This is a genomic window from Sulfurisphaera tokodaii str. 7, assembly GCF_000011205.1.
In the GTDB taxonomy this organism is placed as follows: Archaea; Thermoproteota; Thermoprotei_A; order Sulfolobales; family Sulfolobaceae; genus Sulfurisphaera; species Sulfurisphaera tokodaii.
Genome location: NC_003106.2, coordinates 1,921,724 through 1,946,536 on the forward strand (window position 1 = coordinate 1,921,724; position 24,813 = coordinate 1,946,536).

Below are 24,813 nucleotides of genomic sequence, written 5' to 3' on the forward strand. Positions count from 1 at the left end.
ATGAAGGGTATTTCAACAATAGCAATAGCAATTATAGTAATTATAGTAATAGCTATCGTAGCTGCAGCAGCATATTTTATTATATCAAGCCATCATACACCAACAACTACTAATACTACACCAATTACACTTACAGTAGTTACGTTTAGTGGTACTTCCGCAAACTTTATTCAATATGCTGGAGAGCTTTTTCATCAACTCCATCCCAATGTTCAAGTCCAAGTAGTTCAATATCCGTTTAGCCAATATATAAGTAAGGAATTAACAGCGTTAGAGGCACATTCATCTCAATACGATATTATAGGTTTCACTTCAACCTCTGCTTTATCTGTAGCGCCTTATTTGTTACCATTAAATCAGAGTGATTTCAATTTCTCTGATATAATATATCCGCAAGAGGATTTTGGAGGACTTTATTATAATGTCAGTACTGGGAAAACGGAAATTATAGGAATAGCATATGAGACTGCTGTATATTTAATGGCTTATAACATGACAGTATTTAATAACCAAACCTTAGCAGAAGAATTTGAGCAAGAATATCATATGAACTTCTCTCCAATAACATATAAAAATTGGACTGTAGTTTTAGATGTAGATGAGTTCCTAACTTCTCATCACATAACTAAATATGGCTTTTTAATTGATGACCATGTAGCACATGGTATAATTGATGCCTTTCCTGCTGTGTTTGGTTGGTATTATTTCAGAGATAGTTCAATCAATTTAGGAAACCCGTCTGGAATACCAAATTATAACATAATGTTTGAAGGGAAGATACTTCCAGGATATAATTATCCTTTACCGTCATTTAACAGTACTTCTGGAGTAGAAGCCCTTATGACATATAGAGAATTAGTAAATTACGAACCAAATCCGTCTCAAATTCAAATATCATATGATAATTTACCAGAATTCTTCTCACAAGCTGCAGGTGCATTTTTGTTCACTTCACAGCTAAGTTATATTAATAACTCACAAGATGTACTATTAGCACCACTGCCAGGTGAGAGCGTCCAATGTGTAATTAACGTAATTTACTTTATTAATAAATTTTTATAGAAAAAGCAAGAATTACAGAACCCAATTGGATAATAATACTTAAGGGGGATTACGCCTAGGTTATACAATGGGCATCGAAATTTACCAAAGCGTAATCCCCCAAAAATATTTGGGTTGGAAGAGTAAATATCTTTTGGATTGCGAGGAGATCTTGAAAGAGCTAGATGATGTGATCAGAAGGGAGTTCGAGGGTTTCAAGTTCACTCAATATGACCCCTTGACTTACTTGAAGATGCTGATTGTTATGGTACTCTATAGAGAGTCTTATAGGGGGACAATTGAACTCGCAGCTACAAATATTGTGGTAAAGCGTTTCCTCAAAGTTAAAGAAATCCCATCAAAGTCCTCACTACACTGGTTTGTCCACAAGTTTAGTGACAGAATAAGGGATTTACTCCTCAAGGTATTCAGAAGATTTGAATCACTCGTTGAAGAAGAACAACTCCCAACACACCATCTACTAGCAGAGGAGAAGTTTGGAAGGGATATAAGGTTGCTTGATAGTTTTCCCGTTGAGTTGCCTAATGGTAAGAAGAGTATTGAGACTCATATTGAGAAGTTATTGCTTGATTTGAGGGAGATTGATTCTAAGAGGAAGCCTCATGAGGTTCTTGCTTCACTTGATGAGGGAAAGAGGGAGGAGCTTTTTTCTCATTTCCCTAGGGATTATACTGTTAGGGAGCATGAGGGGAGTTGGGGTAGGAAGTGGGGTAAGGCTTGGTTTGGGGGGAAGTGTTTTGCTGAGGTTTCTTCTAAAACCCTTATGGTATCTAAGGTTGAGTTAGTTTTAGCTAATGTTTCTGACTCGAGGTCTCCTATTGTGCCTAATGTGGTTACGCTTGTGGATAGGGGGTTTGTGGAGAGGGGTAAGGTAATTAGGGCTAGAAAGGGTTTGGGAGTTTTGAGGAGTGGTGTTGAGTTTTTTGGGATTTTCCTCAAGGAGCACATGAGGTGTTTTGCTAGGAGTTTAGAGGTGTTGAATACTTTTGCTAATCTCGTAGGTTTAGCTTATAATATTCAGCGGTTTAGGGCTCTTAGGAAAAGGCGTGTCCTACACTAGAAAAACTCGGTGGGAAAGCATGTTAGAAAAGTTCTCTCAGCTTGGGTTATCGAAAATTGCGAGATTATTTGCAATTGCATTTAATAAACTGATTTTATATTATCTCACTCGTAGTAATTAAGTGAATTTAATTCTAAGCAAACGTGTTTTATAACTTTTTACTTTATTTAGTTATTCACGTTAATTACGCGTTGGACGCTCTCAGGTGGGTATGCAGAAACTGGAACTGACTTCTTAGGCATTAGTAAATACTCTGCTCATCCTCAATTGGCGTTGGAATTCCTACAATTCTTAGTATCACCTAAGGTTCAAGAAATAGCTTTCTTAAAATTTGGTAAGTTCCCAGTATCTAAGGAGGCATTTAACAATTTAATAAGTAACTCCTCACTACCTTATTATCAAAGGGAATGGTTACAAGAAACTTATATAGCAGCCCTTAATGCTTCTGCTAATCCGCCTAATATTCCACCTACTTATCCAAAACTTATACCGAGTTTTAATAACTTAGTCTTTCAGTTTTTAACATCTCCTCAATACAATGAAACCTACGCCATGGAAGTATTGCAACAAGCTGCAAATGAATGGATTTCAGCCCTATCTTAATCGTAAAAGTTAATATTTTTACCTTCATAATTTTTTTGATAATTGTTGATTACACTTAAAAACGTAACTAAACTTTTCGGTAACTTTAAAGCTTTAGACAATGTAAGCCTCGAAATAGAAAAGGGAGAGTTCTTCATAATTTTAGGCAGATCAGGTTCTGGGAAAACTACACTTCTCAGACTTATAGCTGGATTGGAAAAAGTGACTTCCGGGAGAATAATAATAGATAATGAAGACGTTACAGATCTTCCTCCTTCAAAAAGAGATGTGGGAATGGTTTTTCAGAATTATGCATTATATCCAAATAAAACTGTTCATGAAAATATGGCTATAGCTCTTGAAAATATTAAGATAAGTAAATCGGAAAAAGAAAATAGAATAGTTGAAATTTCGAAGGAATTAGATATATATAATTTACTGGATAAATATCCTGGTCAACTTTCTGGAGGTCAGCAACAAAGAGTAGCAATAGCAAAGGCTTTGGTCAGAAGACCTAAGGTAATGCTAATGGACGAACCTCTATCAAACCTAGACGTTCAACTTAGGTATTCTGCCAGAAAATTGATCAAGAAAATACAAAGAGAATTTAATATCACTACACTTTACGTTACCCATGATTCTAATGAGGCTTTAGCTATTGCAGATAGAATATGTGTAATAGATAAGGGAAAGGTTTTACAGGTGGGAAAACCGGAGGAAATTTATAGTTCTCCCTCAAATATAACTGTTGCATCCCTATTAACGTCTATGAGCTTTATACGAGTGGATGGAAAAACTATTGGGGTTAGACCAGAGGATGTTATATTAGGTGAGGGGCAATATGAAGGTACAGTTACAAATTCCGAATTTTGGGGTTCGTATTACTTAATTTATATTGACTATAACGGAAATGAGATAAGGGCTATGAGCAAAAATAGAATAAAAGAAGGCTCAAAAATAAAGTTCGAATTAACTAATTATAAGGTGTTCAATCATGATTAGATATTCCATACCTTACTTAGTATATATTACTATTTTCGGAATTTTACCATTAATTCTAACGTTTGTAATAGTTGGTTTAAACTTTAATCTTGCGAAATCGGCTTTTTCAATAACAAATGTTGGTGAAATAATATATAATACTTTTTACTTCTCATTATTTACTGCAATAGTTTCAACTATTTTGGGCTTTATTCTCGCTATAGGAGTTGATATGTTCCCTAAAAAAGTCTTAATCTTATTAGCCCTATTACCCTTTACAATACCTTTTACGTCATCAGCACTTATCTGGGTAATAAGTTTTTATGGAGGTTACGGATGGTTCACCTACTTACTTGGAATTAATTATGATCCTTTATACTTCTCTAAAACAGCGTTAACTGCAGTAAGCCTTGTCAGTGCATGGAGTTCTACTCCTTTAGCGTTTTTACTAATATTAGCCTCTTTAAGGAGTGTCCCAGTTGAAGTTAAGGAATCGGCACAGATAGACGGTTTAACTCTATCCCAATATTACCTTAATGTAGCCTTTCCCTATGCATTAAAAGGAATATTACTTTCCTTCCTTATTAATTTCGTATTATCCATGGGTAACTTTGACCTACCATATGTTATGACTCAAGGAGGACCAGGGTTTTCTACAACAACACTTTCGTTAATCGTATATTTCATGATGTTTGAATACGATAACTTTTCTGGTGGTGCATTATTTGCGGCAATACTTTCTCTTATAGCAACACTTCCAGCAATAGGTGTTGCCTTATTAATAAAGAAAGGAGGTTTTAAAGTTAGTTTACCAGCAATCAAAATCCCAGATAAGTTATTCAAACCGATAATTCTAGCTCTTACCGTAATAATTATATTATTTTTAGATTTTCCAGTCTATTGGATGATATTAGTCGCTACGAGACCTAACAATTTAGATTTCGTAAAACCGCCAATTTTACTTCCCAAATCCATTAATTTGTCTTATTTAATATCATCATTTTATTCCTCAATACCGTACATGATAAGTTCAATAATTGTAGCATTAATTGTAGGCGTAATTACAATTCTACTGTCAAGTATAAGTGCCTATGAGAGTGCTAGAAAATTCTGGTTCTGGCTCCTAATATTATCAATATATTTATATGCTTTACCATCAACTTCTTACATAATACCTATATATCTAATGGAGGCTGACGTTAATTTAATTAACACATGGATAGGTTTAGCACTACCTTCAGCAATATTTACAGCTACTTTTGCTTTCTGGACTATGTTCAATTTCTATATTGATTTCCCTAAAGTATATGAAGAAGCTGCGGAAATTGATGGAATGAAAAATAAGATGCTTAGATTAATATTACCACTATCCAGACCTTTCTTAATTGCCAGTTTTATAATCTCTTTCATATTTGCCTGGCATTTACTATTTTACCCGCTAGTATTAAGCGAAACACCATATAATATGAATTTCCCACCTAGTGGGAGTGAAACAATAACTATCTTTGCACTGAATTCAATAACACAAGGATCAGTAAATTGGGCTCTATTAGCATCTTCTGCATTGATAGCTGCACTACCAGTTATAATAATATCCTATGTAGCTCAAGATTACGTATTAAGAGGATTATATAGTGGAGGAGTAAAAGGTAGCTGATTTCGCGTAAAGGAAATTATCTTACCATAATGAACTAATAAATACTTTGATTTGAATTTACTCCCTTACTTTATTTCGTTTATTACAAGGAATTTTTCAGTAAATAAGACAATATTTCTTACATATGTTTAACTAACGTAAAAATGTAACGACTCTCCTATAAAGTGCTTTCGTGATATTAACCTTAGCTAGAAGATTTCCATTACTCCTATTATCTTGTTTTTACGTGATAATGTCATTGCAACACAAGAATAATCAGTTAAACTATTTTATCACTTTTCTGAGTTATTTTCGTAATGATGAAATCGGGTCTACTAAATGATTTTCCTACATATGCAATACTGTTTGCATTAGTTTAAATTAAGTACTTCCATAGGGGCACAATTCTAATCTTTTTACCCTCAACTATTATTTCATCTTCCAAATCCCAACTCACTATAGTTAGCTTATTAAACTCCGTGATCTGACTTCCCTTAACTAAAGACCTTATCTCATTCCTATTTATCTCATCTTGAGAAGACACATAAGATACTTGTATTAACTCTCCGTTTTTTTCATCTACAAAATCCACTTCATAATCCTCACCCCTCAAATAGTAAATTCCCTCCAATTGGTTCTTCCTCAGTAATTGTATTGCTACTACGTTCTCCATTAGACCACCATAAGAGAAAGAAGTTAGGTAGTTAACTATTCCAGCGTCTATAACATATACTTTTCTTTGACCATTAAACTGTTTGGGACTTCTGCTATATCTTCTGACGAAGAATAATAAATATGACTCTTGGATTGCGTTAAGCCATTCCTCAATTGTTCTAGTGCTTATCTTTAATAAATTTGCCAATTTCCTCACTGATATCTCAGTAGAGTAGTATTTAACCATGGAGTTTACAAACTCCTTAAATTTAACTACATCCCTTATCTTATACCTACCGATGACATCCTTAGTTATTATATCATTATAAATTGATGGGATAATTCTCTTACCTAAGGATAGGGTTTCCGGAAATCCTCCCTCTTTCAGATAGTTTTCTAATTCATTCTTTATTAAAGAGATTGACTTCGTAGAATATAAGTCCACTTTCACCCCTCTAAAAGTTAAGTATTCTTTAAACGAAAAGGGGAAAAGAATTAAGTCCACATGTCTACCAGTTAAAGCACTAGCTAGCTCGCCAGAAAGTAAACTTGAATTACTTCCAGTAATTATCACACTCTTTTCCTTCCTTAATCTATTTACAAATAATTCCCAGCCATTAACATATTGGGGTTCATCTATCAAAACGTGAGTGAAATCACCGTATAATTCATAGAACGCTTTGGTTAGTGTATCAAAGTCTGTGAAATTTACTAATCTGTCATCACTGAAATCAATATAAGCAAAATTCTTCTCCCTTACCAAAAGATAACCTAATGTAGATTTACCAGACCTTCTCACGCCTAATATTGCTAAGATATTAGGTTTAGATAAATACTGCTCAACGTTAAATGGTAGCTCCCTTTCTATTATTTTCTGTTTTTCTAACGATTCTAAATACTCTCTCTGATCTTTGATCACCCTCTTTAATTCCTCAATGTTCATATAATAATATACTCTCACATTAGTGTAAAAATGTTTTACTGTAGTAAAACACTTATCCGCGAAAATGTATTAGTATAGTAAAACAGTTGTTGAATAAAGAGCTCTCCCTTAAGGAAGATGATGAAAAACAGTAATAACTTTTATATAGAATTTTCCCATTATCGATACTACTTTATTTATCGTAAAGTTTTGTGGACATAGGCTTATTTTCAGCGATTTGTGACTTTCTCACTAATATAATGTTAGTGTCGATCTTTAGAAGAGGGTAGTTCAAAAAGTACTCCTTTTTCGGTGAGTTCTTGATTTTTCCTTCTCTAAATCTTCTTTAGTCCTACTCACTTAGCAAGAAATATAACCACTTTCCTTCATTTATCTCTATTTCATCTTTTACCTTTAAGTATTTTTACTTGATAACAAACTCTACTAAGAAGTCAGATCCTCAAGCCTTTTCGCACCATTCCTTATAAGGTCTTGATCTTGGCTCACGAGCTCTATTCTAAGTCTTTTTGCAGCCACCAGATATGCTGAATCATAATAAGTTAGGTTCCTTTTTACTGCTTCATTTAATATCTCATCATCCAGTTTTACGTTGAATATTTTCATAAATGATAAAGCATATGAAACTGCTTTAAACACCACATTTATATCTATTTTATTTCATTATTTCCATAATTATGTTACCTAACTCATGATTTACTAGATCTATAGTGTAATTATCCTTTAGAAGATCGAGCTCTCTCCTACCTAACCTTATAGCCTTAAAGATTGAACTTGAATCAAAAAGATAACTCATCTCTCCCTCCTCCATTTCCTTATTTCTTCCACAATCTCTTCAGAGGGTATTTTCTTCACTTCTTCTGATGCTAAGTCTAACAACCTTCTAGTCTCCTCCTCTTCTCTTCTCTTCACCTCCTCCTCTAATGCCTTCCTAAGCGTTTCGCCTATGTTAATGTTATATGCTTTAGCCTTCTCCCATACTTCTCTTCTGATTTTAGTAGATACGGTTACCCAGTCACTCACATATTACTTCTTACATCTTATATAAATAAATTTTATGTAGTAAGAATTTATACTACAAGCCATGAAAGAAACTACATGCTTACTTGATATAATGTTTACTTCCAACGTTCCTTGCTTTTAATTCCACTACAAATATCTTTAGAGAACATATACAGTTGCACTTAACTCATTGGGACTAGCCTAAGGGAACGCACTCCATTTTCCTTTTGTCTCTATGTACTCAGTTATTTTGGTTTATCCCCGTCCAAAATAAATATTAAACTGAGTGTGGAGTATATGACTATGGAAGATGAGATTGTAAGGTGGTTCAGTGAGAGTATTTTGAAGATAGTTGAGAAACTGAAGAGTGGGCAAGAGTTAACGAATACTGAGGCTTATATTGCCCTAACGTATATCTATTCACAGTCTTTTGAGAAGAAGATAGAGGAGTTAGAAAGGAGTTTAAGGGATGAAATAAGAAAAACCAGAGAAGAACTATTAACTAACGATGACAAAATAAAGAAAGAAGTCATAGAGAATGATGATAAGATAAAAAGAGAATTAATAGAGTATGTAGATAAGAATAAAAAAGAGATAATAGAATACGTAGATAAGTCTAAAAAAGAGTTATTGGAGAACGATGAAAAGGTGAAGAAAGAAATAATAGAATATGTTAATGGTGTTAAGAAGGAGTTACTAGAAAACGATGAAAGAATAAAGAAAGAACTGCTAGAGAATGATGAAAGAATAAAGAAGGAAATAATAGAATATGTCGATAAGTCTAAGAAGGAATTGTTGGAGAATGATGAAAGAATAAAGAAAGAACTGCTAGAGAATGATAAGAGGATGAAGAGTGAGCTTGAGGCTAAGATTGATGAGGTGAAGGGTGAGGTTGCAGCTCTTAGGAGTGATTTGGGTGTTCTCACTGAGTCGTTTTTTGTTAGTAATTTTTTGGATAGTATTAAAGAAGGGGGTGAAAAGGTGGTTAGTGTTTATAGGCATTATGAGACTTCTATTGGTGAGGTTGATGCTCTTGTTGAGACTGATAAGGCTGTTTATGTTATTGAGGTTAAGTTTAGGGCTGAAATTAAGGAGGTTGATGATTTATTAACTAAAGTTAAGGAGGTTGAGAAGGAGTATCAGGGTAAAAGGATTATCCCAGTACTTGCTGGCCCAAAGATTAGTAAAGCTGTAAGGGGTTACGCAAAAGGCTTAAACGTTATAATATATCAGTAATAGTTAATCAAGAAATAGTTTATAAAGACTCTTATACTCTTTCATAACTTAAAGTACAACAGCCTATATAAAGCATATATCTCCTTTCATGAATTTTATAATATGCTATATAGAGTTAAAGGTAAACAAGGGCTTCTTATTATTGATTTTGACGCTAAGGGTTATTATGTCTTAGATGATAATAAAAGGATTTTAAATGCTTATGGAGAAAAAGGAAAGCTCTACGTTGATGTTAATACTAAGACTCGTTATGTTTACTTGTTTAAGGCTAATGATAATGAATACCCTAAGGATAAAGTCTTTACTCTTTCATATCCAGAAGATTTTAAGATGATTAAATATGAAGAATGTGAAAAGAAGTCTGAGGTAAAGGATAAGCTTCTGCTTGATAACGAAAAAAATTCGTTAACTTACCTATACTCCAGAAAGGAAGTGAAAACTCCATTATACCTAGAGCTGAGTTATTGCTATGAAGGTGAGGCTGATAACCTCTTATTAGGGCTCTTTGCAGAAAACGAGCCAGATACTGTCCCAGAGTGTCACGGCAAGATGTTGGGTGGATGTAGTAAATACTATTCTAAAGGTAGTATTGCTATAGGTTTTGATCCCCATTATTCTAGGACTGATTTAATTGTAATAAATGAGGACGGTAAATGTGAAACACTTAAGATAAACAAAGATTTAACTGGTTGCCATAACTTAAAGCTTCTTGCTAGTGATAAAATATATCTATGGATCGACGATTTTGGTCCTTTTCCGTTCAAAATCTCAAGACACCAAGGTTCGATTTATTTAGTTGCCAATAGTGGAGATAATACCGCAAGAGTTAATGTGAATTTTCTTAACGTTTATGAAGGGGAAATAACTATAGTAGATAAAGTTGAAAAAGCTGGATTTAGTGAAGTTGAGATCGAGAACTTCAGGGGAATAGCGTATGGTAAACTCAATCTTGATAGGGTTAATGTTATAATTGGTGCAAATAATGCTGGAAAAACTACAATTTTGGATGCAATTTATTTACTTTCGGATCCCAAACAGAAGCCTCCAGGCTTTAATACTACTCTAGAGCTGTTGGCATATCTCCACAACGTTAAAAAAGGTAATAAATTTATATATAGGTTTTATAATACTGCATCTCCTCCCGTGCTTAGAGGAGATGAGATAAAATATGATGACATCATAAGATACGTTGAAAGTGGAAAAAGCAATGAGGTAAAGGCTTTATATTTAAGCCCGAGATTAATGTCTCGTTACACTAAATTTATCAAAGATAATTGGGAGGAAATTTCTAACTATACTGAAATATTTAATGAGATATTTAATGAAATTAACGAGATTAATGTTGAAGAATATTTAACAATGACGTTAGAACCTTTCGGCGGGACTTACACTTTTTACCTAATCAGAAAGGACGGCAAAAGGGTAAGGCTTTACGATGTTGGGGAAGGTGTGAAAATCTATATAATTTCAAGGATATTATATGAATACTTGAAGCCTAGTATAATTCTATGGGACGATATTGAGTCTCACCTGAATTCTTCATTACTAGGTAAAGTTATTGCTTGGTTTTCTGATATACCTTCCCAAGTTGTAGTCACTACGCATAACCTTGAGGTAGCAAAAGATATTGCAAAGGACGGTAAGTGCATTGTTGTTGATATAGATAAGGATGGTATATTAAGGGTAAAAGAAATACAGGATCTTGAGGAATATTTAAAGTTAGGTTTAGATCCTAGAGCAATAATTAGGGCGATAGGTAGTGGTAAAGATAAAGCTATTAACCCCTAGCTTATCTAGTGACTTCAATAGAGTGAAAAAAGAACTAAATAAGTATAACATTAAAATTTCGGAATCTAAAGATCAAAACGAGAATATTGACGCTTTAATATTTATTCTAGATGGTGAAAGAGACTTTAGAGTAATATTAACTATGGCAGCTATTGTATTAAATTGTAATAAAACTTTAGCATTTACAAAAACTTCGTATTTAGGAACAACTGGTATAGATAATTGGAATACGGTACTTAATAAGCTTAAGCAAGATGAGAGTGATATTTACAAACGAGCTAAGGTAATAGTTTTTATAGGTGATATAGACAACCAGCGTAAGTATGAAAATTTAATGAGCACTTTAGGGAATAACATCAAGGAAGATATTGACGGGGTTTATATTTTTCATGATGGTGATAAAATTGTCATTATTACTTATAATGGTGATTTAAATGATAATAGATTTTCATCACATGAGATAGAAGAAGATATTATAAAATTCCTAAAAGGAATCAATGAGCCTAAGGTCAATGAACGTATTTCAATGCTAAGAAATATTGTTGATGCAAAAGATTTTTATGATAAATTAAACAAAAATTTTAGGAATTTCAGATTAGGCTCTGAACTTTTTGATAACTTAGATAAACTTTTGATATATTTAATGATAAGACATAAGGAACATTGTAGAAAATCATTTTATAGATTAGATCATACATTAAGACTTATAGCCAATCCTTAAGATACATGGAAATTGTTCAATATATTTAATAGATGGTAGTTGTGCAATCGAAATAGACACGCAAGAGCTTATTCTCTTTTCCGATTTCGAGTTAACATAATGTGTGATGACATAAAAAATAACTTTAGGAAAATTAGGGAAAAGCCATTACGACTTTGTCGTAATTTCGTGATGAAATAAGGTTGTCACGGTGGAAATACACGAACTATCTATGTATAAGGAGAGGGAATTAACTCAATATATGGAGAAATTTCGCTTTTGTGTAAGATATATAGAATTATTTATACACTAAGGGTATTATACCTAAAGGGGATTTGAAAATAAGGCTTTTCATTGTGGCCAATAAGGATATTATAAATAGATTAGATCGAGAGGTAAATAAGATGAAGAGTTTTATACGTATTTTGAAAGGGATATAGGTATGAAATACTATATAGATAAGCCTATAGTACTTGCGTGCAAATCTTTGAGCGAAATTTGCAGTTATTAACAGTTTCTAATAAACCGTGAATTATGTATTTTATACGCAAAGTATTTCTTAGAAAGCTTTCTACCGCATTGTGTCTTGAAAGGTAGTAAGATGTTATGTAAGATGTGAAAATTTTCCATACGCTGTTGTGGATTATCCCGCTAAAAGGACAGAGAAGAATTAACGGGCAATGTCCCTAACTTCAGTGAAGCCCGAGGGCTGAGGATTGGATACAAATTCATGAAAATTCCATAAAACGTAGAAATTTAATATTAGAACTTACCATATATTTTTCCATAATAGTTACTATACTCTCTTAGTGAGGTTAGCATACTCACCCAGATAATAAAAGAAGCTTAATTAAAGTTTTTAAAACTGGCAAGAAATATGATATTGTGGCAAATCATATAAGATATGTTATTGATGCTTATACCACTTCTACCTTTACCCCTAATGATATCCAACGTAGGTTGCCTATAAAATTAGATCAAGACGTAAGGATAAATAAAAGGGGGCATAGAGTTATAACTATAACTTTTAGAACACCGGAAGATCAGAGAATTCTGGGATGTGGAGAGATTGATGAGATTTTATTAGGCTTAGGAATTTCGGCTTTCAGAATAATAATATCTAGAGTTATAACATATGAGATTGAAGGAGGAGTAATAGGCAGTAGTGCTGGTGGAACTGGAAGTTATGCGTATACCAAAAAACCTGACGTAAGTTTACTTATCGCTGTTTTATCCGGAGTAGCGGGATATTTAGTAGGAAGTACTGTGGAGAGAGTGGAGAAAATTCTGAAAGTTTGCAGAAAAAGGAACGGAATATGGGAAAATCTTTCAGAGAACGAATAAAGAAACGTGTTAATGATTTCTATGCATTGTATCTTTCAAGCATAGAGAAAAATGTTAGTAGAGATGTTTCTGCGTTTCTTTTACTTTGCGCCATAGAGGAGGAATCAAAGTATATTATGGAGTATTTAATTGAGAAGTGTAATGATCCTATATTAAGAAGGGATTTCAGAAGTAGATTATATAAAGACCATTTAATAAAATATAAAAATTACTTAGCTCTATCTTTGTTTTTAAGCGAGACTTCAGAACATGATATATATACTATAATAAATAATATTGTAAACGAAAGTAATAATTGGGTTAAGATAAGGAAAAGATATTTAGTAAAAGTTCATGAGGCAGAAAAAGAAGTAGATGAGAAAACTCTTAAGGAGTTAGAAAAGTATTACCTTTCAAGTAACGAAATTGAAACTTTCATTAGTGGGTTGAACCAAAGTGAGAGTTGTGAGATACTTAAAACATTATATCAGTTTTTAGTATAATGACTGTACTTTAGATCGTAGATTAATCCCTTTGTCCCTATATTTTCATTTTATCTTAAATCATGATTGGGTGTAAGGACTTATCTCTCGTAAACGAGTATTAGAACTCTTTAAAGCCAATTGCACTAAGGTCACGTTTCTGTCTTTTAGCCATATCGATATGAAGGATTATCTTGAGTGTGAAGATAGTATCGTCATTATGGTATAAATTTATTAATTAATGAAAATCTCTATAAGGAGAAGATACTAAGAAAAAGTTTTATACATCCTAATGTGAATCCAGAAATATAAATACCTTAGTGACGACACTATGTCCACACTCCATAACTTAAACAGTATCTCTAAGTTCATAAAGGATATTGTCTTGCCTTATAAGCTCTGATAAAGTATAAAACATCCAACAACAACACAGTAAGTAAGAAAAATAATAAATAACTAAAATCTCAGTTAAGCATAATGAAAGATGAGAAGATAAACATCGTGCTAAGAATCCTTTGGAAAGGAGGAGTTACTAGAGTTGCGGTTGAAGAAGCCAGAAATATGAAAAGCACACTAATAGTTTACAGACATGCCGGGACACAATATGACTTATCTAACATAGATGTGAAAGTCCTTTTTGACGGTAAATCTAAGTGGATTTTTAAAGTGTTAACATCTATTTATGCAGGTCAGAGGGGAGACGAGGCCACAGTAGACTTAGACAGAATCATAAAAGCCAGTGATATAATTAAAGGACCCGCATTATTTCACGATCAATTCGCCGGGTTAACGGGGTATTTAAGGAAAATAAAACACGGAGAAGATTACGCAATTTACATTCACGAAACCTCTTTTGATAACAAAGGAATAAAATGGGCTTTACCCAAATTTATGGAGAAAAAAATTTTAGAGAAGAGCAAATTAATAATCACGAACAGTAAATGGAACAAAGAGATCTTAGCTAGTAAGGGCTTTAGCGCTGAAGTAGTATATCCCGGTTGTTACCCCAGAGAGAGGATAAATCTTGAGAGAGAAAAGATTGTCTTGGCAGTTTCAGTATGGGATTCTGGAAGAAGGCCCGAGATTTACGGGGAGATTAGTAAAAAAATTAAGGGAAAACTGGTAATGGCGGGATATTGGACTAGACAAGACACATTAAACGAATTCATGAGTAAATATAAGGAGGTAATAATAACCGGGCCTATTTCAGAGAGTAAACTGCAAGAACTTTATGATAAAGCCTCAGTGCTAATACGATTCGGTTTTAATGAAAAAGGGCCCGGTATGGGAGTTTTAGAAGCTATGGGGGCTGGAATGCCCGTAATAGTAAATGAGGGTTTAGGTAGTAAGGAACTAATAAAAGATAACGGATATGTGGTAAGAGATTGGGATGAAGCTGTGGATAGAATAAATGAGATATTGGAAGATGAAAGTCTAAGGAAGAAAATGAGCATTAACTCTTGGGAAATTGCTAAAAGCTTGAGTTGGACTAACCATGCTAGAAAATTATATGAATTGTTAATGAAAATATATGAGTAAATGAAAGTGAAATACACTAGTTTAGATAATAATTTGACCATGCTTCGTGGAATTCAATTTTCTAGGTTTTAAGTCTTAAATTTTTGTAAATCAAGCATTAATTCAAAAGCAAAGTCTAACGTTATCTCTGATAAAAATTCAGCCCTAATCCATAAAGTAATTTGAGTGCGGACAATAATTTTGTTAATTCAAAATAAATTATATGAACTGTTCGTGTTCTATTGACAGAATGCGACGTAATACCTTTTTAGGGTGAGCACGGGAGTATTAATTGGGTGATACTACGGGAACTAGGTGGAATGTTCCCGTGCTCACCCAAGTAATATTAGTTTTAATGGAGTATATTAATCTTAAGCCTAGGCACGGGGAGCCGGACAAGGGGTATGAGGACGAGGGTTGATATCAAATATCATGAAACCCTATAAAAGTCCAACCCCTATGATCTAGTTACGACGAATAAAGTTTTAAATTTGAAGAAGAAAGAATATATGGGAATGTAAATGTACTCTCAAGAGTTTTACGATAACGGCTTTTTACCTCTCAACACCTCAATTAATGCACCGGTTCAGAGTTTCTCAATCAATTCTGAATATCCGAGAGTTGAGGAGTTTGCCGATGGCATTTTTATAAGATTTGGCGGAACTCCACGCGACGTAGAAGATCACGACGCAACAGTTCAGATCTGGAGGGACGAGAGAGGGAGAATAGTGTCCATAGACATAGTCTACTTGGATGACGAAGATGAGGCTCCTAAGTGAGTACGAGATAGTATCTATGTCTCCCGGTGTTATAAAAGCCAAGGTTAGCGGAGAAAACTTGATAATAAGGATATTCCTGGTTCCACTGCATGTCTTCGAGAATGAGGGGAAGTTCAGCGTTCAAGTGACTGCAGTAACTACAGCTGACACTGACAAGCCCAAGTTTGGGGAGGTCTGTTTACCTCAAAAGACGATGAGTCATAACGGTGTCCCCCCAGAGTCAGTCGAGGTTATAGTAAAACCGAGGCTGGAAATTAGAGTGGGTGATAAAGTAATAGAGGGCACTTTGGAGGTAACTAACGTAACCGTTTTCCCAGACTTGAGAGATCCGAACGGTAGTCCGTGTGTGATGGTCTCTTGGGTATTGTTCCAAACTGTGAGGTAACTGCTCATGCTTCGAGAAGGTTGGAAGAGCACGCTAAGGTTCTCATGTCTAAGGGGTTAAGTCCGCAAACACTTTTAGATGCTATAAGGAGGGTGTGCGAAAACCCCGACAGTTACGATAGAAGTCGAGGAGGAATAAGGTTTTCTTGTTTTTGTCTCGGCGAATTTTATATAGTTATTGTATATAAACTGACCTCCTTATATAAAACATATTAGTCAGATCTGCGTAATACAGATCTGACTGGGGTTGAGGCCGTTGACTTCCTTGGGCTCAAAGCTCGACGGGGAGCTTGGCCCGCCTCCAAACCGGAAGTTGGGCTTGAAGCCCGAATAGCATTTTACGTATTTTTCCTTCTCTTGAACAGTTTCTTAATCCCACCCAAAGACTGATACTTTTTATCATCCTCGATATTCTCTTGGCTCCCAACCTTAAGCCAAGAGAATACTTAAATGAGAGAACTAAGAGGAGGGAGAGGGCTTTCAAGGTTATGAAACCCTTGTTCCTAGCCCATGTGAGGAAAGAGCTCTTCTCTAAGCCTAGAGCTTTTAGCTCCCTAATTACTATTTCAATATCCCAACGGTTTTCCCATGTTATGTCTTCTGGTGTGTTGGTTGAGAAGAAGTATCTTTTTCCCATACCTTTATATTGTGTGTGTCGTATTAGTTGTACTGGGTGGTCTTTTACTATTTTGATCAAGTTTTTGCTATTTTGTCCAAGTTTTTTAGTACTGTTTCGTAGTTTGTGTTTGTTTCTTGTGCTATTTCTGTTGTTGTCCCACCAATTACTCCTCCTAGTACTAGTCTTTTCTCGCGTTAGTCAAGGCTGTGAAGATTTGTTGTAATGCTTCTTGAAGTTCCTTGTAATACTCTTAGAGTAATGAGTTTGATTCATCCGATATTTTGTTTGGTTAATTTTTAAAAAGTTTTTAAGGTTCCCTTAAACTGCAAGGATTTTCCTATAAATGCTATCCATAAAGTAATTTTGGCATAGAACTTTATATGCAAAGCCATAAAGAGAAACAATAAGCCTTCAAATTACGCGGAAACCCTATTTCAAGAATACCATGTCCTTTAGTTTTTCTTAGCCTACAGACAGAGTCGTTATTAAATTATAAATTTATTAGATAGAGAAACTCTCCATATAAAGTCATAGGAGCTCAGTCTTTCAGAAAAGTATTATAGCTTAATAATGATACTATCATTTATGTTTTTAAGTGATACGAAAATTTTCTTTATATTATTTATGTTATATAAGTGAAATTATACCTTCTCAATTTTTAACTTTCTGGAATTATAACATAGTTCTTTAACTTATCGTTTAATTAAATAGTTTTAGGTCAATAGTTAATAGTTTAGTATTTTCCTTTATATCAAGATAAAGAAATGCTGAAGCATAAAAAGGTAACTTCTCCCTCACAGCTAAGTTAATAGCTTCCATAGCAATATCCTTAACGTAAACTATCTTACATACTTTCTCTGTAAAACCTAGAGCATTTCTTAGCTGTGTAGCATTCTAGTTATCACTTAACAATACTATCCTTTTCCAAAGGAAACCTCAGCAAATGCTAAATCTAACATTAAGAAATCTTCATTATTCTCTTCTTTTTTAATTACTTTATCTGTAAAATTATCTACAAAGAAAAATGAGATTATAATAGAAGAAATTAGTCTTGAACTTCTATGTCTATTATAATTAAATCTGAATTACTTATATTTTTCATTTTAATTAAATTATTCTTTTCCCTTCTATAGATTTTCGTATTGACTCCTTCCTTACTCTATCCTCTATATACTTACTTATCTCCTTTTGCCAATCCACATTTACTAAATTTATTAATTCCCTTAGATTTTTTGATATCCATATACTATAAATGGTAGACACATAAATAGATTCTCATTAAAGTTAAAATTAATTAGGTTAGTAGTTTTTTAGGAAATTCCCTTAGGTTTTTAGCCGAGGAACTCTTCGATATAAGAATACAGTGTAATTCTATGTAAACGTATCCATAATAGAGGTACTAATTAGAAGTGATTAAAAAAGTATATGCTCTGTCAGCCTTTATAGGATCAAGATGTTCTTCTTAAGGTCTTATATTAACTTGTAGAGATCGTTGCTCTTTGAGCTATGAGCAAGTATAAAAATTGTGCAAAATCTTGAATCACAGTTTTTATCTGAACATATCTACTTTAGATGATGGAAGCAATTTTAAACATGGCCAACAATTAGCAATCCTTATTAGAGTTCTTACTTAAAACATTTATTATGGTAGATTATATTGCAAGATATGTCTTGCGGGATAGAGAGATTATTGTAAAGTACACTGCAGAGAATGACGATGAGAGTATTAAGCTAGCAAACTCCGTATGCGAAAAGTTAGGAGAAAGGGATATAGAAGAAGTGATAATAGGTAAAATTGTTGGTACAATCACTGGTGCTATTATGTGGCATTCAATTTCAGAAGATAACAGCATTACAACTGCTATATTTAGTGCAATTACCAATGCCTTAATAGGGCATATTGTAGATAATCTCATAGTAAAAGAAATTTACAGTAAGAAGTACCCTTGTATCAGACCAAGACAACTGTCAGACCTACATAAGTATATTGATATTAGGAAGTTAGAGGACGCAGTTAATGCACGTTGATGAAGTATTGCAGAAATGTGATCAAACATACGTTATTTTTGATACAAGCATAATTTTAGATTATATAAGGCTCTCAAGTAGAGATAAAAATCACAGGTTAGAAGTTTTATCGTATATAATAAATAACTGTAGGAATAAGGTCATTACTCTGTTAAATCTTGAGGAAATATTAGTAGGTAACATTGGAAATAAAGAGGAGATAGAGAATTTTATCTTCTATTCCTTTAAAATACTCAATATTACAGAGAAAGAGGCAGAAGTAACAGCAGAACTTGAAGTGAAGGTTAGAGAAGAAGGGCTAGGATTTAAGGGCGAAAATTGGAGGATAGACCTTTTTATTGCATCATTTGCATATACACGCTCTTACTACATCCTTACTAAGGACTCAGACTTCAAGAAAATATTGGATTGTAAATTACATTTATTACACATTATACACTATTTAGAGCTTCACGCTCAAGGAATTCAACGGCCTACAACCCCAAATTACTCAAAGCTAACCAATATGTTTTGTATATGGAAGTCGGATTACCAGACGGATGGATAATCCTATGGCAAGCCCTCTAGGCCCATCTTTATCCTTACTCTCACATATATTCAATGGTTGTTAAATACTTATACGCTTTGTATAATCTTTCAATCTATCCAGGTCTTTATCGTTAGAGAGGACATTAACTCCTTGTCTTTTAGCAATTACAGCCATAACTGCATCAACTGCGTCTACATCTCTGTCAAACATTAATGTAAACGCATCCGTAAAATCCTTAATGTCAGGATAGGCGAGTTGGGTGTTCTGTTGATATAATATTTTCAAAAATTTCTGACCGAATGCCAGATATTTATTCGCGACTTCCGGTTTATTTTTCTTCTTAGATTCAATTGCATTTTCCCTTATTACTTTCATAACTTCTGTAATAATAAGATCGGAAAATATAGGATCGTAGTTCTTAAGAAAATCAAATATCATGTCTCTCTTTTGTATAATGATATTTGTATCTACTAATACTCTTTCTCTCAATTCCATCACTATTTAGATAGCCAGTAGAGTTGTTGGAATAGATGATCCTTATATTTCTCCATCGTAAACTCTCCACATACCGGAACAATTTCTTTTCCTACGCCGTTAATTAGAGTAAACGCTAGGACTATGTATTCCGCCCTCTTTACCAGACTGCAGTCATTCAAATAGATAATTATAACCTCTGGGTCTACGGGGGTAAGATTATGCTTGATTTCCAACTTGTATTCCCAGTTAAGGTCTTTCAATACTTTTTCCAACTCCAGTGTCTTAACCTCAGGTAATACTATTTCTTCTAAATCTGAAGTCCTCACATATTTTAGCCACTCCTCATAGGTAGTGAAATACATAGGATTTCCTTCATTATCGATCTCTACGCGTAATATTTTTATCACAGGTAAATTCCATATGCTGCCAATCGAATAAGAAAGCTGTAAAAACGCATAGAGTAGGAATCTCTGCCCCGCTATTGTGTTCACTAATTGTGAAGTCTCTATCTCACGCAACTTTTCGTTGGTTAGGCTTATGCTAATTTTTCCTCACCTTTTACTATCTTTTCCACTTTATCGAGTAAATTCTTAATTGTCTCTATATTTACTTGCTTGTCTCTATAAATTATTTCAACTGCAGACTTTTTGGGATCATAAATATAGGGAGAAATGGCTATAGATAACAAGTATTCTGACTCTCTTAAGTTCCCTTCACCGCTATAATCTACTAATACGTATCCGGCTTTTTTATACTTAGATACTCCTCGCAGTTCGGCATCTAAAACATAAGATAGCATTACTTCAATTAAGTAGTTTGTAGTTAATAGCCTACCCAGTTCCGAAAGCTTAGAAACTGTATCTGCAACTTTTTCAATTGTAGTTTTACCTAAAGCTGATTGAAGAGTAATTTTCTTTTTATCGTTAAAGGAAACCTCATACATTAGTAATGATAACTCATCATATGATATAGTGGTAAAAGGAGGAGAGGGAATAGAAAACTTAAGATATGGTGCTTCATTCAGCGAGACTGAAGGTAAGCTTAGATTTGTCCTCTCGTTAGAAAGTATCTTCAAAATTACATCCTTTCTGGAATCTGTGATAAGTGAAACGGAAGCATACTGAAACTCAGTCATAATTAAAGTTTGAAGTTAATGTTAATAAGCTTGAACCTCCTTATCGCTTGCATGCCCGATTTTCATGGAAATAAAGCTAATAGACGTGGGTTCGCAACAGTAGGAGAATGTTGGATCTTCTGATTAGCACTTATAGGAAAATCGTTATATTTTTACGTTAGTTAAACATAAGTAAGAAATATTGTCCTATTAACTGAAAAATTGTTTCTGATAAACTAAATAAAGTAGGGGGAAGTAAATTCAAAGTATTTATTAGTTCATGAAAAAATATTATAACTTTTTATGGTAAGAGAATTTCCTTAAACTACTATCTTGGCTTAAGGTTGGGAGCCAAGAGGATATCGAGAATGATAAAAAGTATCAATCTTTGGGTGGGATTAAGAAACTGTTCAAGAGAAGGAAAAATACGTAAAATGCTATATGGGATAATATAGCCCTTTTCATAATAATTGTAAGGGACAAGCTTTACTTTAAGATGTAAAAGTGAGCTAAACAACAGAGATGACAAAATATACTTTGTACCGATAAATGTCATTTACCCTTTACATTTACTATAAAAAACACTATAATATTTGATCCTCATAAAAGTATCAAACTTAAATCCTCATTTCACCCCTAATATTAACTCTCTTCTTATTCAGTTCATCGGCATAATGTGGGATCACTAACATTCATGTAAGAACCGATTTGTCGTCCCCTCATCATATCATAAATTGATATAATAGGTATGGGTATATCTATTAAAATCTCAATAGCACCTCCTTTAAAATTGCCAGAAGGCTTAACAATACCAGAATACTTTATATGTCTAGGATCAACATCAGCTAACCTAAATCCACCGATCCTAAAAAACTCACTTTTATCTACAGCAAGCCAATTCCTAGCAATTGAAGGGGAATCTGTGAAAAGCGTAGTCCAGTAGGTTCCTTTGGGATTCTTCGTAGAGTAAACTATACCATTCTTTAGAATGAAACATAACTCTGCTCTATCCACATATCTATAAAGATAACCCGAATCATATATGAATACCATAAAGAGAATTAATCAACATTATTTAAAAACTTCTCTTTAATTCTGGTTTGTGGGTTACTTCTTTTTTCTCAAGGCTAATGTGGAACTTATTTTAAAACAACACTTTTTTTTAAAAAAAAAAAGATGAGTTTAACATCTGCAAAATGAAGGATTCAACAAGGCTGTTCTTACATGGGAATACATTCATTCAATACTTCGGATATCGCATTCATTATTATGATTGCATCATTAATAACATTATTAAGTGAAAGAGTAACGCGTAACATCCTATTCTGTACAACTGGCGTAACTTTGGCTCTATAAACTTCTTCATTACTCACACTAACTAGGGAACCGTTCCATATGAAACAATATGTATCCCCCCTAAGCGTATTTCTCTCTTCTATTCTAAGGTTTTCAATAGAAAGGGAATAAGTTTTTGAATCTACTATTGGGATACGTAATTCATCTTCTTCTTCCTCTCCTATCTTTCTATTACTTGCTGTAATTACTATTCTCTCTGAGTCAAATGGGTATAATTCATACTCCACAAAGAGGAAACCCTTCTCTTCCGTAAGCCTTCTTTTAACTTCATGCAAAGCTAATTCAAAAACCTCCGTTAAATATTTTAGATACTCACTCTCTAAGATGTGTACTGATCCCTTGTGTACTGATCCTTCTTGCATAAATAAAAAATAGTTATAACTCATATATAAGTCATAGAGCTTCTCACCATTATTATTCATAGAAGATGTTTTTTGTATGGCCTTCAATAGCCCGTTCTGACTTACGTATAATTGATTATTACAATTAGTAGTGTTTACCCGTGGCGTAACTTCCCCTTACTTTTAATCACTTCTAATTCCGCCACGGGCACCCCTCTTAAGGGATCATACACAGTCACCCTTAAATCATTGGGGCTGGTCGAGGGAAACACCACTACCCTCCCATCCACCTTTTTCATGAGATTAAGAGGTGCAATAGAATCCCTTTCTAACAATACTTCACCGCTTTCCAAGTACCTAGCATTCACCTTGAAAACTTTAATCACCCTACCCTCGTGAGCAGTGCCCGTCATCAAGTAGGGGTTAAAAACCTTGACAACCCTCTCAATGAGCTGCTTACTTTTCTTTAACTTCTCTCCAGTGAACGGGTTGAGAGAGGAAGTGTAAGATTCAGAAACCTCCGTAACTTCTATCGGCTGAGTTTTTAACATCTCAGTAAACTTGACTACGCTCCACTGGTGAATCCTATGCCTAAGCTTACTACTTTTATCACCCTCCATCCTCTTCTTAGCCCTTGAAGAAAACTTGCCAACAATAACTCTTGCATTCAAGTCCCTAGCTAACTCTACAATTCTCTTAACAGTCTTCCTCAGCACGTCAAGTTTCCTCTCCCTTTCCCTTAATCTCCTCAGCTTTTTCTTAATTAGCTCGTCCTTAGTTGAATATCCTTTAGTAATTTCTTTCCTTCTTATGGAGTAATTAACGACAATCCTCCCTAATCCAGTCTCATAACGCCTTATCTCCTTGAGCTTGAAATCCTCAAAAACTGCTAAGGTGGCGTTATTCTCATTAACGTCAATAGAAACGTAATTACCTTCTTTCGTCTCCACCTCAACCTCCTTCTCAAAAGTTAACCAAACTAGTACTTTCCTACCTACTAGCCTTAGCTTAAGCTCTTGTGAAACCCTCCAGCCTTTACTCACGTAATGAATAAATTGTTTAGTTACCTTGAGGGGAATATCAATCCAACCCTTATGAGTTAAGATGCTGACGGATATCTTGTTAAACCTCCAATTAATCGTGTTTGGAATAGAGATCATAACCCTTCTGTACTCTGGCTTATCCTTCCTCGTTAGTCCCCTCTTTTTCCTCTTTCTGAAACTCTTGATTATCCTACCAGCAATGATATAAGCACCTTCGATAACCCTAGATGGCAAGAAGGGATATTTCTTCTTATAATAATTGTAAAACCTCTCGTGTAACTTCTTCCTTGTAGTGGGCAAGTCCTCGGAGAGTATGATGTTAATCATTTCATTAACGATCACTTTCTGATACTCCTCAACCTCCTTTAACACATGATACTTCCAGTAGTTAAGAGGGTCGCTCTCTAGCTTAACAGTCCTTTTCAACGTCTTCAACACATTTAACCACCTTCTCGTACTTATGACCGTAGATCCTGGAGGCGAATGACTTGACTATTTCCACGAAGTCCTCCACCAGCTCTTGCATGTAGTCCTTTGGTTCCTCTTGAAAAGCAACGACTACGTCAACCCCATAAGCCTTGAAGAGCTCTACTAAGTAGTTGAAACCGAAACGCGTCAGCCTGTCCTTGTAAGCTATGACGACGGCGTCTATTTGCTTCCTCCTAGCCAACTCAATCAGCTTCTTTAAACCCCTCCTGTCCTCCTTCAGTCCAGACCCTACGTCCTTGATCTCCACAACGCTCACATCGCCGTAATTCTTCTTAACCCATTCCCTCAACGCGTTTAATTGCCTTTCCAGGTTGTCCTTTTGTGTATTAGACGAAACCCTAGCGTAAATTGCGATCTGTTTAAGCCTACCGCCACCGCTTAATAACCTCTCTACTTCGCTGTAAGGTATCCTCCACCTGCCGTTAATTTCGATGGCCTTTATTTTCCCTTCCCTAATCCACTTTATCACGCCACTCCTGCTCATCCCGAATATTTCGGCAACCTCACTGGGAGTTAGGTATCTCTCCACAATAATTAGAAGCGATTAAAAGTATTTAAAAGTTACTTAAAAATGCTACAGTCTAAGGAAATTCTCTTCATAAAAATATTTGCTCACAGAATAGCAAATACTGTAAACTACATTATCTATTTTTATTGCTTTCTGGCAAGAAATCTTCAATTAGTGATGAG

The 24,813-nt window shown here is 34.3% G+C and carries 24 protein-coding genes and 5 pseudogenes; 17 read left to right on the top strand and 12 right to left on the bottom strand.

The annotated features are described in order from the left end of the window. The 5 genes and pseudogenes from STK_RS10635 to STK_RS10655 all read left to right on the top strand — a co-directional run. Positions 1–1,008, top strand: a pseudogene (locus STK_RS10635) (carbohydrate ABC transporter substrate-binding protein); the annotation flags it as partial. Between the two features lie 121 nt (positions 1,009–1,129). Beyond that, positions 1,130–2,122, top strand: a complete 993-nt coding sequence (locus STK_RS10640) for an IS5-like element ISSto3 family transposase (protein ID WP_010978843.1) — start codon at positions 1,130–1,132, stop codon at positions 2,120–2,122. Between the two features lie 198 nt (positions 2,123–2,320). Beyond that, positions 2,321–2,725, top strand: a pseudogene (locus STK_RS10645) (carbohydrate ABC transporter substrate-binding protein); the annotation flags it as partial. A gap of 45 nt (positions 2,726–2,770) precedes the next feature. After that, positions 2,771–3,706: an ABC transporter ATP-binding protein gene (locus tag STK_RS10650; protein WP_052846673.1), complete on the top strand. Its 936-nt coding sequence runs from the start codon at positions 2,771–2,773 to the stop codon at positions 3,704–3,706. Continuing rightward, entirely contained in the window at positions 3,699–5,342 is a 1,644-nt protein-coding gene (locus STK_RS10655; protein WP_010979987.1) for an ABC transporter permease subunit, read from the top strand. The genes STK_RS10650 and STK_RS10655 overlap by 8 nt, the downstream gene beginning before the upstream one ends. A 355-nt stretch (positions 5,343–5,697) precedes the next feature. On the opposite strand, the gene STK_RS10660 is transcribed toward STK_RS10655, so the two are convergent. The 4 genes from STK_RS10660 to STK_RS10670 all read right to left on the bottom strand — a co-directional run bounded on the left by STK_RS10660 (position 5,698) and on the right by STK_RS10670 (position 7,938). Beyond that, the gene (locus STK_RS10660; RefSeq protein WP_052846674.1) at positions 5,698–6,918 is read right to left on the bottom strand and encodes an ATP-binding protein; all 1,221 of its coding nucleotides are present in this window, start codon (positions 6,916–6,918) and stop codon (positions 5,698–5,700) included. 423 nt (positions 6,919–7,341) lie between these two features. Next, the gene (locus STK_RS14945; RefSeq protein WP_198429684.1) at positions 7,342–7,554 is read right to left on the bottom strand and encodes a hypothetical protein; all 213 of its coding nucleotides are present in this window, start codon (positions 7,552–7,554) and stop codon (positions 7,342–7,344) included. A gap of 16 nt (positions 7,555–7,570) precedes the next feature. Then, a complete protein-coding gene (locus STK_RS15380; RefSeq protein WP_198429685.1) occupies positions 7,571–7,711 on the bottom strand; it encodes a hypothetical protein in 141 nt (46 codons plus the stop codon). Next, positions 7,708–7,938, bottom strand: a complete 231-nt coding sequence (locus tag STK_RS10670) for a type II toxin-antitoxin system CcdA family antitoxin (protein ID WP_010979989.1) — start codon at positions 7,936–7,938, stop codon at positions 7,708–7,710. The genes STK_RS15380 and STK_RS10670 overlap by 4 nt, the downstream gene beginning before the upstream one ends. A gap of 282 nt (positions 7,939–8,220) precedes the next feature. On the opposite strand from STK_RS10670, the gene STK_RS10675 reads away from it, so the two are divergent. From STK_RS10675 to STK_RS10710, 9 genes and pseudogenes are all read left to right on the top strand, one after another. Next, positions 8,221–9,153, top strand: a complete 933-nt coding sequence (locus STK_RS10675; RefSeq protein WP_052846999.1) for a hypothetical protein — start codon at positions 8,221–8,223, stop codon at positions 9,151–9,153. 102 nt (positions 9,154–9,255) lie between these two features. Further along, positions 9,256–10,941, top strand: coding sequence for an AAA family ATPase (locus tag STK_RS10680; protein ID WP_010979991.1), 1,686 nt, complete (start codon positions 9,256–9,258; stop codon positions 10,939–10,941). Continuing rightward, positions 10,913–11,662, top strand: coding sequence for a hypothetical protein (locus STK_RS10685; protein WP_010979992.1), 750 nt, complete (start codon positions 10,913–10,915; stop codon positions 11,660–11,662). The genes STK_RS10680 and STK_RS10685 overlap by 29 nt, the downstream gene beginning before the upstream one ends. Before the next feature lie 864 nt (positions 11,663–12,526). Further along, the gene (locus tag STK_RS10690; protein WP_010979993.1) at positions 12,527–12,985 is read left to right on the top strand and encodes a hypothetical protein; all 459 of its coding nucleotides are present in this window, start codon (positions 12,527–12,529) and stop codon (positions 12,983–12,985) included. Then, a complete protein-coding gene (locus STK_RS15385) occupies positions 12,958–13,467 on the top strand; it encodes a hypothetical protein (protein WP_010979994.1) in 510 nt (169 codons plus the stop codon). The genes STK_RS10690 and STK_RS15385 overlap by 28 nt, the downstream gene beginning before the upstream one ends. Positions 13,468–13,923: 456 nt before the next feature. Further along, a complete protein-coding gene (locus tag STK_RS10700) occupies positions 13,924–14,985 on the top strand; it encodes a glycosyltransferase family 4 protein (protein ID WP_010979995.1) in 1,062 nt (353 codons plus the stop codon). Between the two features lie 271 nt (positions 14,986–15,256). After that, positions 15,257–15,346 (top strand): annotated as a pseudogene (locus STK_RS15390) (IS6 family transposase); the annotation flags it as partial. A 139-nt stretch (positions 15,347–15,485) separates the two neighbouring features. Further along, positions 15,486–15,743, top strand: coding sequence for a hypothetical protein (locus STK_RS10705; protein WP_052846677.1), 258 nt, complete (start codon positions 15,486–15,488; stop codon positions 15,741–15,743). Then, positions 15,727–16,128 carry a hypothetical protein gene (locus STK_RS10710; protein ID WP_198429686.1) on the top strand — a complete coding sequence of 134 codons (402 nt, stop codon included), beginning with the start codon at positions 15,727–15,729 and terminating at the stop codon, positions 16,126–16,128. The genes STK_RS10705 and STK_RS10710 overlap by 17 nt, the downstream gene beginning before the upstream one ends. Positions 16,129–16,465: 337 nt before the next feature. Here the strand turns inward: STK_RS10710 and STK_RS14955 are convergent. Further along, positions 16,466–16,960, bottom strand: a pseudogene (locus tag STK_RS14955) (transposase). A 1,430-nt stretch (positions 16,961–18,390) separates the two neighbouring features. Here STK_RS14955 and STK_RS10725 point away from each other — a divergent pair. Both STK_RS10725 and STK_RS10730 read left to right on the top strand, forming a co-directional pair. Further along, complete coding sequence (locus STK_RS10725) at positions 18,391–18,774, top strand: hypothetical protein (protein WP_010980001.1); 384 nt, start codon at positions 18,391–18,393, stop codon at positions 18,772–18,774. Beyond that, positions 18,764–19,321, top strand: coding sequence for a type II toxin-antitoxin system VapC family toxin (locus tag STK_RS10730; RefSeq protein ID WP_010980002.1), 558 nt, complete (start codon positions 18,764–18,766; stop codon positions 19,319–19,321). The genes STK_RS10725 and STK_RS10730 overlap by 11 nt, the downstream gene beginning before the upstream one ends. Positions 19,322–19,381: 60 nt before the next feature. On the opposite strand, the gene STK_RS10735 is transcribed toward STK_RS10730, so the two are convergent. From STK_RS10735 to STK_RS10745, 3 genes are read right to left on the bottom strand one after another with little or no spacing between them, the layout of a single operon-like run. Continuing rightward, a complete protein-coding gene (locus STK_RS10735; protein WP_232616473.1) occupies positions 19,382–19,798 on the bottom strand; it encodes a PIN domain-containing protein in 417 nt (138 codons plus the stop codon). Positions 19,799–19,800: 2 nt separating this feature from the next. Then, positions 19,801–20,298 carry a hypothetical protein gene (locus STK_RS10740; RefSeq protein WP_198429687.1) on the bottom strand — a complete coding sequence of 166 codons (498 nt, stop codon included), beginning with the start codon at positions 20,296–20,298 and terminating at the stop codon, positions 19,801–19,803. A 17-nt stretch (positions 20,299–20,315) separates the two neighbouring features. Continuing rightward, the gene (locus tag STK_RS10745; protein ID WP_010980005.1) at positions 20,316–20,915 is read right to left on the bottom strand and encodes a hypothetical protein; all 600 of its coding nucleotides are present in this window, start codon (positions 20,913–20,915) and stop codon (positions 20,316–20,318) included. A 293-nt stretch (positions 20,916–21,208) separates the two neighbouring features. Between STK_RS10745 and STK_RS15395 the strand changes: the two are divergent. Continuing rightward, a pseudogene (locus STK_RS15395) lies at positions 21,209–21,327 on the top strand (ISNCY family transposase); the annotation flags it as partial. Positions 21,328–21,557: 230 nt separating this feature from the next. Here STK_RS15395 and STK_RS10750 read toward each other — a convergent pair. The 4 genes from STK_RS10750 to STK_RS10765 form a co-directional block, all read right to left on the bottom strand. Further along, the gene (locus STK_RS10750) at positions 21,558–21,947 is read right to left on the bottom strand and encodes a hypothetical protein (RefSeq protein ID WP_010980006.1); all 390 of its coding nucleotides are present in this window, start codon (positions 21,945–21,947) and stop codon (positions 21,558–21,560) included. Between the two features lie 167 nt (positions 21,948–22,114). Next, on the bottom strand, positions 22,115–22,612 hold the full coding sequence (locus tag STK_RS10755) for a hypothetical protein (RefSeq protein ID WP_052847002.1): 498 nt from the start codon (positions 22,610–22,612) through the stop codon (positions 22,115–22,117). A gap of 134 nt (positions 22,613–22,746) precedes the next feature. Continuing rightward, complete coding sequence (locus tag STK_RS10760) at positions 22,747–24,072, bottom strand: IS200/IS605 family accessory protein TnpB-related protein (protein WP_010980008.1); 1,326 nt, start codon at positions 24,070–24,072, stop codon at positions 22,747–22,749. Further along, entirely contained in the window at positions 24,044–24,652 is a 609-nt protein-coding gene (locus STK_RS10765; protein WP_010980009.1) for an IS607 family transposase, read from the bottom strand. The genes STK_RS10760 and STK_RS10765 overlap by 29 nt, the downstream gene beginning before the upstream one ends. Positions 24,653–24,813 lie beyond the last annotated feature (161 nt).

Bases quoted from the DNA above. Each gene is read 5' to 3' on its own strand.
- STK_RS10640 (WP_010978843.1), top strand. From the start codon at position 1,130: ATGGGCATCGAAATTTACCAAAGCGTAATCCCCCAAAAATATTTGGGT.
- STK_RS10655 (WP_010979987.1), top strand. From the start codon at position 3,699: ATGATTAGATATTCCATACCTTACTTAGTATATATTACTATTTTCGGA.
- STK_RS10660 (WP_052846674.1), bottom strand. From the start codon at position 6,918: ATGAACATTGAGGAATTAAAGAGGGTGATCAAAGATCAGAGAGAGTAT.
- STK_RS15380 (WP_198429685.1), bottom strand. From the start codon at position 7,711: ATGAGTTATCTTTTTGATTCAAGTTCAATCTTTAAGGCTATAAGGTTA.
- STK_RS10675 (WP_052846999.1), top strand. From the start codon at position 8,221: ATGGAAGATGAGATTGTAAGGTGGTTCAGTGAGAGTATTTTGAAGATA.
- STK_RS10680 (WP_010979991.1), top strand. From the start codon at position 9,256: ATGCTATATAGAGTTAAAGGTAAACAAGGGCTTCTTATTATTGATTTT.
- STK_RS15385 (WP_010979994.1), top strand. From the start codon at position 12,958: ATGGGAAAATCTTTCAGAGAACGAATAAAGAAACGTGTTAATGATTTC.
- STK_RS10700 (WP_010979995.1), top strand. From the start codon at position 13,924: ATGAAAGATGAGAAGATAAACATCGTGCTAAGAATCCTTTGGAAAGGA.
- STK_RS10705 (WP_052846677.1), top strand. From the start codon at position 15,486: ATGTACTCTCAAGAGTTTTACGATAACGGCTTTTTACCTCTCAACACC.
- STK_RS10710 (WP_198429686.1), top strand. From the start codon at position 15,727: ATGAGGCTCCTAAGTGAGTACGAGATAGTATCTATGTCTCCCGGTGTT.
- STK_RS10725 (WP_010980001.1), top strand. From the start codon at position 18,391: ATGGTAGATTATATTGCAAGATATGTCTTGCGGGATAGAGAGATTATT.
- STK_RS10730 (WP_010980002.1), top strand. From the start codon at position 18,764: ATGCACGTTGATGAAGTATTGCAGAAATGTGATCAAACATACGTTATT.
- STK_RS10735 (WP_232616473.1), bottom strand. From the start codon at position 19,798: ATGGAATTGAGAGAAAGAGTATTAGTAGATACAAATATCATTATACAA.
- STK_RS10745 (WP_010980005.1), bottom strand. From the start codon at position 20,915: ATGACTGAGTTTCAGTATGCTTCCGTTTCACTTATCACAGATTCCAGA.
- STK_RS10750 (WP_010980006.1), bottom strand. From the start codon at position 21,947: ATGGTATTCATATATGATTCGGGTTATCTTTATAGATATGTGGATAGA.
- STK_RS10755 (WP_052847002.1), bottom strand. From the start codon at position 22,612: ATGCAAGAAGGATCAGTACACAAGGGATCAGTACACATCTTAGAGAGT.